Raw genomic sequence first — 15128 nt, forward strand, 5'->3', positions numbered from 1 at the left:
ACCATTGACTTTAAGCCACAATCACTAAAAAGTTTAGCAAATGAACCTTCAAGATAATAAAACTTAGGTTCAGACTTAGACATAGACATATACGGATTCCTGGTTAATAGTAGTCAAATGTGATCGTTTTATAGCTAATTATAGAATATATTTCATTAACAATTCATTAAGTGTGCATCAAAATAGAAATGTACAACGACTGTCATTGAATTAAAAACCGTCACTCCCGCCTTCGCGGGAATGACAATGCAGGTATCAATAGGGATAATGAAGTTTGGCACTCAATTTCCTAGCCTTCTTCCGGCCCTTCGTTTCCAGAGTTTTCATCTTCCGCTGGCATTTTTATTGCGCGGGAAGGAACGACTGTAGAAATTGCATGCTTATAAACCATTTGAGTGATCGAATTTTTCAGCATGACTACATATTGATCAAAAGAGTCCACGATACCGTGTAGTTTAATTCCGTTGACCAAAAAAATAGATACAGGCACCTTTTCTTTGCGTAATTCATTTAAAAAGGGGTCTTGTAGTAAATGAGTTTTAGACATTGCCCACTCCTTGTTGTTATTGTATTTTTAAAAGGCAAAACATGCATCTGATCACTTATTCGACATTTTTTGCTAAAACTTTAGATTAATTTCATGACAGTTCGATTTTAATCCGTTACTATAGTTTGCAAATTTAACTCTAAATTCTACTAAAAACGGAATTTCGGTAACTTACGCCGGAAGAGAACAAAGGAGATAACTTATCATTTTGCTGGAGTAAACTCCTTTGTATATAGTTCATTACACTTTCTCATCTTCATTAAGGAGGATTAAATGGCATTTACCCGTATCGATTTAACTACGCTAAAAAATCCCTATGAGCACCTCAGCAATGGCGACGCATTGGCAAAGAATGCTAAGGAACTCAACGCCTTAAGTACTAAAGAACAAATTTCTCTTGCTACTAAACTCATTGCGGAATGTCCTGAGTCAGAATTCAAGCAATATGGTCTTCATATTAGATCATTAAGTGGCTTCGTTAAAAGCGAAGGCTCATTTCACTCGATCCTTTCCGAAGCATATCAAGTACGGCGGCGAATCTCCTCGTTACTTGATCCTCTCAATAAGACACCTCAGACCTTATTTTCAATAAGAGAATTTGATTCCGCACCTTTCCATCGTTTCAGCTCCCTCGCCGAGCAGGTATTAGAGGGTAATGAGTCAGCGATTGCAGAACGACTAGCCTTATGCACACCTGAAAACGAACGCAGCTCTATCGCTCATAACATAAGCACCGCGTTCCCCGAGCATAGTCTTGCAGAAAAAACCCAAACTGCATTCATGCTGCGTCGAAATATTGAGCGCTTGTTATTAAAAGAAAATCCAGAGAAATTTTTTACAAGTCGCGATTTCAATAAAGAGACCTGCAAAATGTTCGTAAATATGTGTAGCACTTTATTGAAGGGTCATGAAGCAACGATTGGAGAAAAATTAGGTGCTCTAGAAGATCAGGCGCAAGCATCAATTAAACGTCACTTAGAATTGTTGCACACTGAAGTATTTGACGAGACCAATCCGTTTAAACTCATTGCGGATTCCATGAAAACAAAAGAAAGCATTGAGCAAAAGAAAAATGAATCTCAAGCTATTAATCCAAATGGTTTCTTATTTAAGAGCACGCTAATTCCGCCACTGAGCAGAAAAAAACAAACTAAGGAAGAACTTGAATCAAGTAGTAATACTGATGAAAAGGAGCGCTCTTTTGACAAAGATGAAGAATATGAAGACTCACAGGATAGTTCTCCTACGAACGCTTGGTTTTAAATACATCCGCCCTTACAAAGTAAGGGCACTTTTTTTTGATCCTTAATTTCAAGAGAGGTAAGTTAATGACGCAAGAAAAACTGACTGTCGCATTAGTACAAGAAAAATGGTACGAAAACCCTAAAGAACATCAAGATAAACTGGCTTCCGGAGTCCATGCTGCAGCCCAACAGGGAGCTGCTGTCGTTTGTTTGCAAGAACTAACCCTAAGTCCTTATTTCTGTACGCGCTCAGATGTAGATCCTACTCCTTTTATGGAAGATATTCATACCGGCCCTACCGCCCAATTCGTCAGTAAAATGGCAAAGACTTATAATCTATGTATCACCGCTTCTCTATTTGAAAAAGCAGGTTATAACACCGCTGTGGCCTACAATAATAAGGGAGAACTTGTTGCAGTCACCCGAAAGCAACATATCCCCAGCGGGGAAAAATATCATGAAAACTTTTACTTTAAACCAGGGGACTCCAATTACCCTGTTCATCAAATCGCAGGGCATACCTGGGGATTACCAACCTGTTATGATCAATGGTTTCCAGAGTTGTCACGAATTTATGGCTTAAAAGGTACCGAAATCTTGGTCTATCCCACCGCCATAGGTGGCGAGCCTACGGCTCCTGAAGTTGATACGCAACCTATGTGGCAAAAGGTAATGGTGGCACAAGGAATCATGAGCAATACGTTTATCATTGCGGCCAATAGAATTGGTTGTGAAGATGGATTGGAATTTTATGGCAGCAGCTTCATTAGTACTCCCATGGGTGAAATATTGGCGCAAGCCTCTCGCGACAAACCAGCCGTACTCGTTGCAGAATTAGATTTTAGTCAACGTACATTGTGGGGAAGACTATTTCCTTTTGCACAACAGCGAGAACCTACCACCTACCATGATCTGGTAAAATCACGTTAATCCCTTTGGAATATCGACATTATGAACATCAGTGCACCATCTGAAGAAAATTTATATAATATCAATAACTGGGGTGAGGGATACTTCAGTATTAATGCCAAAGGGAATATTGAAATGAGTAAGGCGCCAGGAAAGCCTGGTGTCGAGTTGCAAGCTATTGTTAATGCGGCGAGCAGGACAGGATTGCATCTACCGCTTCTAATTCGCTGTTCTGATATCTTACATGACCGGGTGCATCGCATTTATGAAGCATTTTCTCAGGCCATAGAAGAAAATGAATATTCTGGTCATTACAAGCTCGTTTATCCCATTAAAGTAAACCAAGAGCAAAGTGTTGTTCGCGAATTGTTGAAATCACCAAATCACTCTATAGGACTGGAAGCAGGCTCAAAACCCGAACTTATGGCGGTCATTGGCATGCTGGGCAATCAACAAAACAGCACCATAGTTTGTAACGGTTATAAGGACAGTTATTATATTCGTACGGCATTAATAGCCCAACAAATGGGGCATAAGGTTTTTATTGTTGTTGAAAAGATATCTGAGTTGGATATTATTTTAAAAGAATCTGCTCGCTTGAAAATAAAGCCCTCGCTCGGCGTTCGTATCCGTTTAATTACTAAAAGTGCAGGGAAGTGGGAACATACCGGGGGTGTCAAATCCAAATTTGGTCTTACTGCAAAACAAGTACTCGAATTAGTGAACTGCTTAAAAGCTCACGACATGCTCGATTGCCTGCAATTGATGCATTGTCACTTAGGCTCACAAATAGCCAATATTCACGACATTCGTCACTGCATGCAGGAAGTGTCTCGTTACTATGTTGAGTTACGCCAGCTTAATGCACCAATAGATACTATAGATGTGGGGGGTGGGCTTAGTGTGGATTATGAGGGCACACATTCAAATCAAGGTTGCTCCATGAACTACAGCTTGCGTGAATATGCCACTCATATTCTCCTCGCCATTCAATATTTATGTCAGGAAGCAAATGTTCCTGAACCTAACATTATTTCCGAATCAGGCAGAGCACTAACAGCTCATCATGCTGTTTTAATTTCTGATATTAGTGATATAGAAATAATTAATAAGTCCCCCTCGCTTCCGGAAATTACCAATGAGGATTCGCATGTAATTCGCGATATTTATGATACCTATCATTCTATTACCGCAAGCTCACCCATTGAAATCTATAACTACGCAGAGCATTCATTAAATGAAGCCCATTCTTTGTTTAAGCATGGGGTTATTAGCTTACAAGAAAAGGCTAAAGTTGAGGCATTTTATACCAATATATGCTTGGAACTTAAAACGCGTCTCAATGTAGAGAATCCTACTGAAGAAGCTTTATTGGCAAAAATCAATGAAGACATGGCAGTTAAGGTTTTTTGTAATATCTCGTTTTTCCAATCAATTCCTGATGCCTGGGCTATAGGACAAATTTTTCCAATTGCCCCCATTTCCCAACTTACTAAAACACCCGCCATGCACAGTGTGTTACAAGATTTAACCTGTGACTCAGATGGCACCATTAAAGAGTATCTTGGCAGTTCTTGTGTGAACTCAACATTAATGTTGCCTCCCTATGATAGTAACAATCCTTACTCTCTAGGCTTTTTCTTAGTAGGGGCGTACCAGGAAATATTAGGTAATTTACATAATTTATTTGGGGATACGAACTCTCTGGATGTCAAACTCTTTGATGATGGACAGTTTGAGCTAAATGATTTGGTTAGTGGCGATACCGTAACCAATGTTTTGAATCTTGCTCATTTTGATACGAAGAAACTTGTTCAATCTTACGAAAAGCAATTAATTCAAGCCGAATTACCTAAAGAAACAACGCTTCTATATTTAAATGAATTAAGAAGTATTTTTTCTCAATTAACCTATTTAGACGAAAACATTCGGAGAAAATAAGATGACACCAAAACAAAGTGGATTTTTAATGCCCGCTGAGTGGCATCCACATGAGCGCTGCTGGATGGCATGGCCCTGTCACCTTGAAACCTGGTCTAAAATAGGCCTACAAAAGGCTCGTGCCGCTTATGCTCGAGTTGCCCAAGCCATCGCTCAATATGAACCAGTGACAATGTTAGTTAATCCTGGAGATGAGGAATCGGCCAAAAGCTTATGTGGTGATGGAATTAGCTTATTTACTCTCCCCATCAATGACTCATGGACAAGGGATACCGGACCTACTTTTTTGTTAAACCAAAAACATCAATTAGCAGGTGTCGATTGGATTCACAATGCGTGGGGTGGTAACTATCAAGATTGCGCCCTGGATAACCAAATTGCGGCCGCAATCATTAAACGAACACATGCTTTATCCTTTTCAGCACCTCTGGTGATGGAGGGAGGATCATTCCATGTAGATGGCGAAGGAACGATTTTAACTACTCGTGAATGCCTACTCAATGAGAATCGAAATCCTCAACTCAGCCAAACAGAGATTGAAAACTACCTGTATGATTTTCTTGGTTATCAAAAAATTATCTGGCTAAACAAAGGATTATTAGGTGATGAAACGGATGGTCATGTCGATGAAATTGCCTGTTTTATTGCCCCAGGAAAAGTTTTATGCCTTATTACCCACGATAAAGAAGATCCAAACTATGCTGCATTACACGAAAATATGGAAATTCTTAAATCAACAACTGATGCGAAGGGTCGAGCGCTAGAAGTTTTTACTGTAGAACAACCGCCAGCGACTTACCTTAATGGCGAACGATTAACTTTATCCTATATCAATTTTTATTTGGCGAATAAAGGGATTGTCATGCCTGCTTTTGGTCATGAAGCACAAGATAAGGCAGCTTATCAATTATTTACCCAATTATATCCCGGTTATCATATTACCCAAATTGATGCCCTGGATGTATTTGCCGGTGGTGGTGGGATTCATTGTATTACTCAACAAGAACCCAAGACAACACGTACTTCTCTTTGAGATATTTCTTACGTTCTGTTGCTCTATCCACGCAATGACAACAACCACCAAAAGACTATACTCTAACTATAAAGGACGACACGGAATTGTCTGACAGGAAGTCGAACTACAGGGACCAGTACATGGGATGTACTCCGCTGCAAGGATGCAGCACACTAAAATGCTTAAAATCTTATTTCTCCGTAAGAAAAAAGTCTCTCTTTCATCAATGACTGAGAAGAAGAGAGACTGTTTTTTATTTCGAAAATTAAAGGATCAGCTCAAACTCCATTTATCTTCATAACTTATACTGAGCAATGATTTCTTCTTCCTCTTTCTCGGTAAATTCTTTAACGAACTTTCCTTTAAAATCTCCGAAAACACCACTAAAATGCCCTTCAAATTTACGAGTTTGAAATAGAGTTCCCGCTAACAAGTGACTTTTAGCAACCAGATCCTGGACATTTGGTGAAGAACTTTTAGGTTCGTTATTATTGTTATCAATATCCTTTTTTCCATCCTGTTTTTGTTCTTTCAGTTTTTTTTCTACTGCAATAATAATTTCATCTGCGGCAGCATCTAGAACTACGTTTTGACCATCTAACCCATCACGATGTTCGTTGATAACATAGATATCGGCCCCCATTGCACTGCTTGCTGTGTATTTGAGAAAGCCTGGACCTACATATTTTCGTTCTTGTTTCTCGCTGTCCTCACGAACACGTCCACGATGTGCTATATCACGACTAATACGACGCTCAAGAATGTCTGAATAACTATCCGTAGCAATATTCGCAGTAACAACGGTCAAATTGGAAGGCCAATATTTTTTATAAAAATACTGAGCAAATATACCTTCCAAAATAATGACATCGGATGGATGAACCTCTTCTTTGTCGATACGACTATTGGTTTTAAAATCAAAAATTGGTTTCGTCACTGACTTGCCATGATGAAGCAACTGAATATGTTCTTGTAATAAATCTAAATAGAGCATATCTGGGGTATCGAAATTAGTGTCTCTGCGATATGCTTGGATATCCACTTCTTTGGGACACTCACGATAATAATCATCCATATTTAGTAGTTGTGCGCTTACTCCATTTTGTTTTAGCTTTTTTAGTACATGCTCAGATAAGCCTGTCTTTCCGGAGCCTGAGGCTCCTCCAATAATTATAAAAATCATATTTCGCCTCAAAGATATGTCAAATTTGGATTCATAAAGCGTGAGGATTATACATATATGCTTTTGATTACACAAACAAAACATTGATGTATTTTCTTGATTTTTATATATATTTGCACAAGTGCCTCAACGTTATTTAAGTTAACGTATTGTGTCCGTCATTCGCTACTCCTGACTCTTAATCCTAAGAAAAGAGCAAGAGTCAGATGTTTACTCGGCAAAAAACACCTATCCGATTATTTATAATTTACCAAATCATGAATTAAGTTACCTAGCTCTGGGGTTCCTAATCCGGTCACGTAGTCATAACCTTTTTGGGCGGTACAGTAGTATCCACATTTTCCATTAGTTCCAATGGTAATATCATTAAAATTGTAGTGATATTTTCCCGGATTTGCTGCAGCGTAGAGCACGCTAATAAAACGGGTACCGTATACTTTAGAATACAGTGAGTTTGTAATCGCCACGATTCCTGCCCATTGTGGTGCACCCGCACTGGTACCACCGACTACGGCCCAACCTACACCATCGCTACTAGGAACTGAGTTATACACTGAAAACCCTGTTTCTGGATCCGCATTATAAGCTACATCGGGAACTCCTCGCTTATTAGTAGATTTTGGAATAGGTAATTTTTTTTGATGCGCAGGCCAAGGTTCTACAATGCTCACTCCACCACCACTTCCGGACCATGCCTCCTCACCTTGATAGTTTCCGTAGTTATCTACAAGTAATGTAGTTCCGCCAACTGCCAAAACATAAGGTGATGATGCGGGATAGAGGGTTCCTTTCCCGCTATCTCCTGAAGAAGCTACAAAAGTGACCTTTGGATTATTAAATATCACATCATAATAAGTTTCTTCGCGAAACTCATCTGCACCCCAACTCATGGATACCACGGTGGCTCCATTTTTAACTGCGACCTGTACGGCTTTAAATAAACTACCTCCGGTATCATCTGCTGCCTCTACTAAAATTATTTTAGCTGCAGGCGCTACAGCATGTGCCCACTCGACATCCAGAGCAATTTCTCCAGCCCATCCAGCATCTGTTTTTGGCTTTTTGCCACTTGCATAGATTTTCTTAAAACACCCATTTGCAGTTGTGCATACAGGTAAGGCAAAACGTTTTGAGAAAACCCCTAGATCTGCTTCAATTTTGGGGTCGTCATAAGCATCGACTATGGCAATAATTTGTCCCTTTCCTTGTGAGCTCACTGAATTATATCCATAAGCAACACGTACCTGACTTGGAGTTAATCCTGTGGGAGTAAAATGGGGGGTATTTGGTTTATAATGGATAGGATGATGTACTATCCCAGACGCTTTGGGTAAAGCATAGGTCTGAACACTCAATAATCCGAGTACAACGGGTGTCACTAATAATTTAAATGGGAAACCATTTAACTTCAATTTCATAGTATCTCCTTATATCGATGTAATTAAATCCTTCATCGCTTGCACACGTAGCAACGTTATTAGTTTCAATTAGGAATAGCTGGAATAATTGACTTAATTGCATTGAACACTTCATATCCGCTTGAAATGTATTATCTGACACGTAGGGTGATTAATGTGCAGTAATCCTGTCATAGGAGTTATCATTTGTCCAGAATTGTTTTCATAAGGGTCCTCCAGGAGTTACTAAAAATCTCCGGCTGTTGAATGCCATCTACTTGAGATCCCTCAATGCGTTCTAAGTGCTTATCCTAAGGAACATTCAATGGAGTCAACTTACACTTGTTGCCTGGTAGCGAAATCCGGGGACCTCGCTAAGATCTCCCGGATTAGAATGATTGTTCAGCGGAATACTTTATACGTCTATATTTTCAGCTTCTAAAGCATTATTTTCAATAAACTCACGTCTTGGCTCAACATTGTCTCCCATTAATGTCGTGAAAATAGCATCTGCAGCCACTGCGTCTTCGATACTGACCTGCAGCATACGACGCACAGAAGGATCCATAGTTGTTTCCCATAGTTGGCCTGGATTCATTTCCCCAAGACCTTTATAACGCTGAATCGCTTGACCTTTTTTGGCTTCTTCCATCAGCCAGTTTAAGGCGTGTTCAAAGTTTTCTACCGGCAGCTCTTTGTCACCTCGTTTAACATACGCGCCTTCCTCAACTAAACTTGCTAGCTTAGAACCTAGATTAACTAGTTCTTTATAGTCTTTAGAGTAGAAGAATTCGGCATTCATGGGGATGTAATTATCCATTCCATGTTGGGTAACAATGATTCGCGGTATAAATTGGTTAGTATCCGCTATAGAGTGTACCTCAACTTGGTACTGCTCTGTCTTACTTCCAAGTTGTTGCAAACTTAAATGCAACTGTTTGCACCAATTGGCTATTTTTTCTTGTTGATTGAAATCTTCACTATGCAACGCGGGCAAATACGCAACTCGCTTCAGTATATCGGTTGGATATCTTCTTTTATACCTCTTGATAATTTTTTCAGCACGTCGATATTGTTGCACCAAGTCTTCTAATGCCATAGCAGCAATTGCAGGAGCATCTTTCGCTGGGTAGAAGGCGGCCCCGTCTAATGCGCTCTGTGTTAAATATTCATACAATGCCTCATCATCTTTTACATATTGCTCTTGTTTTCCACGCTTAACTTTATATAGCGGTGGTTGAGCGATGTAAATATATCCACGCTCAAGCAATTCCGGGGTTTGTCTATAGAAAAAGGTAAGTAATAAGGTTCTGATATGCGAGCCGTCAACATCGGCGTCGGTCATGATAATAATACGATGATAACGTACTTTATCCGGATCATATTCATCAGGTCCTATGCCACAACCTAAAGCAGTGATGAGCGTCGCAACCTCTTGTGATGAAAGCATTTTATCAAATCGTGCTTTTTCCACATTCAATATTTTTCCTTTGAGCGGTAAAATTGCTTGGAACTTTCTATCCCGCCCCTGTTTTGCGGAACCACCCGCTGAGTCTCCCTCTACTAGATATAGCTCGGATAATGCCGGGTCTTTTTCTTGGCAATCAGCCAGTTTTCCGGGTAAGCCGGCGATATCCAATGCACCTTTTCGGCGAGTCATTTCCCGAGCGCGTCGAGCGGCTTCTCTTGCTCGCGCAGCATCTATTATTTTAGCAACAATTGCTTTGGCACATGCTGGATTTTCCAAGAGGAAATCATTGAATTTCTCAGCCACACTGGACTCAACAACTGATTTTACTTCAGAAGAAACTAGCTTATCCTTTGTTTGAGAAGAAAATTTTGGATCGGGTACTTTAACAGAAAGTACCGCTGTTAATCCTTCACGAGCATCATCTCCCGTTGGGGATACTTTGGCCTTTTTGGCATACCCCTCCGTTTCGATATAATTATTTAGTGTTCTGGTTAGTGCAGCCCTGAAGCCAGCCATATGAGTTCCACCATCACGCTGGGGAATGTTGTTAGTAAAGCAATAAAGAGTTTCTTGATATGAATCATTCCACTGCATAGAAAGTTCAACAACAATATTATCTTTTTCAGCGCTCATAGAAAACACTGTAGGTATAATGACGTTTTTATTTTTATTAAGATGCTCAACAAACGCCTTTATTCCCCCTTCATAATGAAAGGTATCTTGTCGTTGAGTTCGCTCATCAAACAAATGAATACACACACCAGAGTTTAAATAGGATAACTCTCTTAGCCGTTTTGCTAAAATATCGTAATGAAATTCAATATTGGAGAATGTTGCAGCACTTGGTTTGAACCAAATTTGCGTGCCCGTCGTTGTTGCATCGCCTGTTTCTGCCATTGGGGCTTCAGGAACCCCATTGCGATAATGTTGTTCATGAATTCTACCATGACGACGCACGGTCAAATGCAATTCTTCTGATAAGGCATTAACTACTGAAACACCAACGCCGTGCAAACCACCTGATACTTTATAGGAGTTATCATCAAACTTACCTCCTGCGTGAAGTACAGTCATGATTACTTCCGCAGCAGAACGCCCTTCTTCTTTATGAATATCAACTGGGATTCCTCGTCCATCATCTTTAACACTAATTGACTCATCAGAATGAATAGTAACAAAAATCTCTTTGCAGTGTCCTGCCAGTGCTTCATCTATAGAGTTATCAACTACTTCAAAAACCATGTGGTGCAGACCGGTACCATCATCCGTATCACCGATATACATCCCGGGTCTTTTTCGTACGGCATCTAACCCCTTTAGGACTTTAATATTATTTGAATCGTAACTGGCATCAACGCTCATTAGTTGGTCCTCTTACCCTATTTAGGTAGTGTTCTGAATACCATATCATAGCATATTTTACGAGCCGTTTATATGTCATCGAGGAACTTTACATTAATCTATATCGACAGGATAAGAAGAAAATAGTTGATACAATTTGAACTATTGCTTCTTGTTTATTTTATCAACTACGTTTGATGTTTTGTTTCACGTGAAACATTATTTTGGATTTAAAACGCCTTCATTTATTTGGTAAATAGAATGTTCTTCCGTTGAGATTACCGAAATAAGCTCTGATGGGAACATGGTAGAAGTAATAATGTACTGGCCGTTTCGTTTTGCAAGATACTCCATAAGTTTCTTTTGATGAGTTTCATCAAGTTCAGCAGGTAAATCATCTATTAAGTATAAGCATTCCTGTTGCAACAGATTAGCTTGCGCTAGTCGTAATGCAATTAAGATAATTTTTTGTTGCCCGCGAGATAAAACTTGTTTCGCTTTATTGTGATTAACTTCAATTAATATATCAGCTTGATGTGCACCAAATTGGGTGTATGTCTTTAGATTATCAGCAGCAAAACTCTCAACTAATATTTGTTCTAATTCTCTTCCTGTGTTTTTTTTGTCCCAACCCTTATAGTAGCTAATCATACAATCAAGTTGACACAGCTCACTTAAAACGGTGACAAATTCATGCGCCCATTGGATAAAATATTCTTGACGAAGATCGTGTAATTGCTTCGCCAAATGACTAAGCTGTTTATCCCATGGAACAAAATGCGTAAAAGGGGCATGTTGCTTCAAAAGTGCATTACGTTGTTTTAGTACTCTCTTATATTCCTTCCATAAAGGAAGATAATTATGTTTCACGTGAAACAACCCCCAATCCAACAAACTACGACGGACAGAAGGTCCGGCATCAATAATTTGAAAAAGATCAGAATAAAAAATCTGACAGGGTAAAGCGTAAGCCAATTGACTCGTAGTAGAACAAAACTGGTTATTCAACTTTATTTGAGTGGGTTCAGAATAAGATTTTTGAATACTGATGGTTTCTTGCTGTTGTGCACGAGCAAATACGGTTAAAGATGGATGCTCATAAGAAATAATTGGTGAAATTTCTCGTGAACGGAATGAGTGGCCACAACTTAAAAGATAGAGTCCTTCAAGGACAGAAGTTTTACCACTTCCATTTGGACCATATAAAAAATTAAATCTGGGACTTAAGCCCAGATTCATCGATGAAATATTTCGTAAGTGATGAATTTTTAATTCAGAAAGGATCATATTTTCATGGGCATAATAATATATTGGTAATTATCATCATCTAAAGACTCAATTAAAATGCTGCTGTCAGTATTCGATAAAGATAGACGTATTTGTCCATCACCAAAATGTGAGAGCACATCGAGCAAATAAGTAGCATTCAAACCAATTTTTAATTCATCGCCTTGCGTTTCAGCAATTAAAGATTCAACAGCTTCTTCTTGTTCATTGTTATTGGCGATTAAAGTTAACATGCCAGGTTGTAAATGCAGCATAACTGCTCTTGATTTTTCATGAGCCAAAATAACAATACGTGACAAAGAACGTTTAAAAACAGAACAATCAATAATGATCTGCTTATCCTGATTTTTAGGAATCGCTTTAGTATAAGGAGGAAAACGTGCTTCAATTAGTTTTGACAAAAACATGAATTGGCGTGATACAAGTTTAAAATGTGATTTACCTGCAGCCAATAATACTTCCTCATCTTCAATACTATTTAGAAGACGCAACAGCTCTTGAATTCCTTTTTTAGGTAATAAGAGTTTCTTATCATTAGTATTGGAACATTGATGGCGACAAATCGCCATTCGATGCCCATCAGTAGCAACAGCAGAGATGAGATTCGGTTCAAAGTCGAGAAATAAGCCATTAAGAAAGACTCGCACATCTTGTTGTGCCATCGCAAAATGAGTGGATTGCAATAACTTTAATAAAACCAAACGCGGAATAGTTAGTTCAACCTCGTTGCACTCATCTTCACTCAAAGGATAACTATCAGCAGGTAACGTCGTTAATTTGAAGGAACTCCGTCCTTGTTTAATGGTTAAAAGAGCATTATCTACAATTACCCTAGGGCTAGGTTCATCATCCAAAGAGCGAATAATATCGATAAACTTCTTGGCAGGGACAGTAATGCTACCAACCTGTTGACCTGAGTCACAAGGTACCTGTGCAGCAATTTCAATTTCAAGATCCGTTGCTGTAATATTCAACGAATCCTCGGATAATTTAAGATAAAAATTCGATAAAATAGCTAAAGATTGCTTTTTATCAACAGCGCCTGCAACTGTAAGTAACGGAGAAAGTAAATCCTCTTTTTTAATAGCGAATTCAAACAAGATAGAACTCCATATTAACTCTTAAGAATAACAATAAAAAAATGGCTTCATCGATCTCATTCACAATCTGAATACGGATATTCCTGAGCGAGAAGCGGAACCAGGTTTAAAAAAAACCTGGACGAATTTATTAATCAGGGGCTCTACTTCATTTTCCAGAACCACATGATATTCCGGTTAGATACCTGTCAAATGAATTAAGAAGACAAAATACGCATTAAATTTTTATAATCTTCAGCAAAATCACTGTCATCCTGAACTAATTCTTTAACTTTCCTGCATGCATGAATCACTGTTGTATGATCACGACCACCAAAATGATCGCCAATTTCTGGCAAACTATGATTCGTTAACTCTTTACTCAAAGCCATGGCCATTTGTCTAGGTCGAGCAATAGAACGACTACGGCGCTTTGACAAAATATCAGCCACCTTGACCTTATAATACTCAGCGACCGTTTTTTGAATGTTTTCAATAGTAACTAGCTTATCCTGTAGGGCCAAAAGATCACGTAACGCTTCATGAACAAATTCAATAGTAATTGGTTTCCCGGTAAAATGAGCATTAGCAATAACTCGACGTAATGCCCCCTCAAGCTCCCTAACATTAGAACGAATACGCTTTGCAATAAAAAATGCAACTTCATAAGGTAATTCAATGTTCGATTGCTCCGCCTTACTAATTAAAATAGCAACCCGCGTTTCAAGCTCAGGCGGTTCAACAGCAACAGTTAATCCCCAACCAAATCGCGACTTCAGACGCTCTTCCATACCTTCAATTTCTTTTGGATATCGATCACTGGTTAAAATGATTTGTTGTTGCCCTTCCAATAAGGCGTTAAAGGTATGGAAAAACTCTTCTTGGGATCGATCTTTACCTGCAAAAAACTGTATGTCATCAATAAGTAACGCATTAAGTGAGCGATAAAAACGTTTAAATTCATTGATTGAGTTCGTCTGGATAGCCTTAACCATATCCGCAACAAAACGCTCAGAATGTAAATAAAGAATCTTTGCATCCGGATTATTTTTTAATATGGCATTACCAATAGCATGCATCAGATGCGTTTTACCTAAACCCACACCTCCATAAATAAATAATGGATTGTACGCATCACCTGGTCGTTCAGCAACCTGCATTGAAGCTGCACGTGCAAGCTGGTTGGAGTTACCTTCGACAAAGCTTTCAAAGACAAATTTTTTATTTAAGTGACTGCTTTTATAATCTACAGCTTTCTTTGGTGTAGTCTTGATTGCAACGGAACTGACCCGAGCAGATGCATTTACTTCGGATGAAAAGGAAGCAGTTGAACTGGAAGAGCCCGAATCAGACTCAGTACTAGCGGCTTTGCTGCCAATTTCAATGGAAATCGATTTAATCTCATCACCACAAAACTGTTTGATCAACTCTTCAATTCGGGCAAAAAAATGCTTCTTTACCCAATCAACAACAAATCGATTGGGTGCAAATAAAATGAAACGTTGCTCATCTGTATGAGCCTGTAAAGGACGCAACCAGGTATTAAATTGTTGAGCAGAATACTCATCTTGCAATAGACCTAAACATTTTTGCCAAACAGATGCTGACACAACATAACTCCTCATTAAATAAGGGTGGTAAAAAGAATATAAAACTAATTATCCACAGCATTTAAATATGCCACTGAAAGTACCTGGACAGCAAGATAATTAAG

General features: G+C 39.0%; 11 protein-coding genes. 4 read left to right on the plus strand and 7 right to left on the minus strand.

Going from position 1 to position 15128, the window contains the following annotated elements:
- Positions 1-289 precede the first annotated feature (289 nt).
- The gene (gene hfq, locus ACWTEW_RS29140; RefSeq protein ID WP_454781520.1) at positions 290-547 is read right to left on the minus strand and encodes an RNA chaperone Hfq; all 258 of its coding nucleotides are present in this window, start codon (positions 545-547) and stop codon (positions 290-292) included.
- A 273-nt stretch (positions 548-820) separates the two neighbouring features.
- Between hfq and ACWTEW_RS29145 the strand changes: the two genes are divergently transcribed.
- The 4 genes from ACWTEW_RS29145 (at position 821) to ACWTEW_RS29160 (ending at position 5674) form a co-directional block, all read left to right on the plus strand.
- The gene (locus ACWTEW_RS29145) at positions 821-1810 is read left to right on the plus strand and encodes a lpg0008 family Dot/Icm T4SS effector (RefSeq protein ID WP_454781521.1); all 990 of its coding nucleotides are present in this window, start codon (positions 821-823) and stop codon (positions 1808-1810) included.
- A gap of 65 nt (positions 1811-1875) precedes the next feature.
- Entirely contained in the window at positions 1876-2721 is an 846-nt protein-coding gene (locus ACWTEW_RS29150; RefSeq protein ID WP_454781522.1) for a nitrilase-related carbon-nitrogen hydrolase, read from the plus strand.
- Between the two features lie 21 nt (positions 2722-2742).
- Positions 2743-4641 (plus strand): biosynthetic arginine decarboxylase, encoded by a 1899-nt coding sequence (speA, locus tag ACWTEW_RS29155; protein ID WP_454781523.1) that lies wholly within the window; start codon positions 2743-2745, stop codon positions 4639-4641.
- A 1-nt stretch (position 4642) separates the two neighbouring features.
- A complete protein-coding gene (locus ACWTEW_RS29160) occupies positions 4643-5674 on the plus strand; it encodes an agmatine deiminase family protein (protein ID WP_454781524.1) in 1032 nt (343 codons plus the stop codon).
- A gap of 277 nt (positions 5675-5951) precedes the next feature.
- Here the strand turns inward: ACWTEW_RS29160 and ACWTEW_RS29165 are convergent, their stop codons facing one another.
- From ACWTEW_RS29165 to dnaA, 6 genes are all read right to left on the minus strand, one after another.
- A complete protein-coding gene (locus tag ACWTEW_RS29165; RefSeq protein WP_454781525.1) occupies positions 5952-6839 on the minus strand; it encodes a uridine kinase family protein in 888 nt (295 codons plus the stop codon).
- Positions 6840-7075: 236 nt separating this feature from the next.
- Entirely contained in the window at positions 7076-8257 is a 1182-nt protein-coding gene (locus tag ACWTEW_RS29170) for a S53 family peptidase (protein WP_454781526.1), read from the minus strand.
- A gap of 394 nt (positions 8258-8651) precedes the next feature.
- Entirely contained in the window at positions 8652-11069 is a 2418-nt protein-coding gene (gene gyrB / locus ACWTEW_RS29175) for a DNA topoisomerase (ATP-hydrolyzing) subunit B (RefSeq protein WP_454781527.1), read from the minus strand.
- 198 nt (positions 11070-11267) lie between these two features.
- Entirely contained in the window at positions 11268-12335 is a 1068-nt protein-coding gene (recF, locus tag ACWTEW_RS29180) for a DNA replication/repair protein RecF (protein WP_454781528.1), read from the minus strand.
- A complete protein-coding gene (gene dnaN / locus ACWTEW_RS29185) occupies positions 12332-13435 on the minus strand; it encodes a DNA polymerase III subunit beta (protein WP_454781529.1) in 1104 nt (367 codons plus the stop codon). The genes recF and dnaN overlap by 4 nt, the downstream gene beginning before the upstream one ends.
- A gap of 197 nt (positions 13436-13632) precedes the next feature.
- Positions 13633-15024, minus strand: coding sequence for a chromosomal replication initiator protein DnaA (gene dnaA, locus ACWTEW_RS29190; protein WP_454781530.1), 1392 nt, complete (start codon positions 15022-15024; stop codon positions 13633-13635).
- Positions 15025-15128: the final 104 nt, after the last annotated feature.

Source organism: Legionella stuttgartensis, assembly GCF_977063405.2.

Excerpts from the sequence above, each read along its gene's own strand:
- speA (WP_454781523.1), top strand. The coding sequence starts at position 2,743 with ATGAACATCAGTGCACCATCTGAAGAAAATTTATATAATATCAATAAC.
- ACWTEW_RS29145 (WP_454781521.1), top strand. The coding sequence starts at position 821 with ATGGCATTTACCCGTATCGATTTAACTACGCTAAAAAATCCCTATGAG.
- gyrB (WP_454781527.1), bottom strand. The coding sequence starts at position 11,069 with ATGAGCGTTGATGCCAGTTACGATTCAAATAATATTAAAGTCCTAAAG.
- recF (WP_454781528.1), bottom strand. The coding sequence starts at position 12,335 with ATGATCCTTTCTGAATTAAAAATTCATCACTTACGAAATATTTCATCG.
- ACWTEW_RS29150 (WP_454781522.1), top strand. The coding sequence starts at position 1,876 with ATGACGCAAGAAAAACTGACTGTCGCATTAGTACAAGAAAAATGGTAC.
- ACWTEW_RS29170 (WP_454781526.1), bottom strand. The coding sequence starts at position 8,257 with ATGAAATTGAAGTTAAATGGTTTCCCATTTAAATTATTAGTGACACCC.
- ACWTEW_RS29160 (WP_454781524.1), top strand. The coding sequence starts at position 4,643 with ATGACACCAAAACAAAGTGGATTTTTAATGCCCGCTGAGTGGCATCCA.
- ACWTEW_RS29165 (WP_454781525.1), bottom strand. The coding sequence starts at position 6,839 with ATGATTTTTATAATTATTGGAGGAGCCTCAGGCTCCGGAAAGACAGGC.
- hfq (WP_454781520.1), bottom strand. The coding sequence starts at position 547 with ATGTCTAAAACTCATTTACTACAAGACCCCTTTTTAAATGAATTACGC.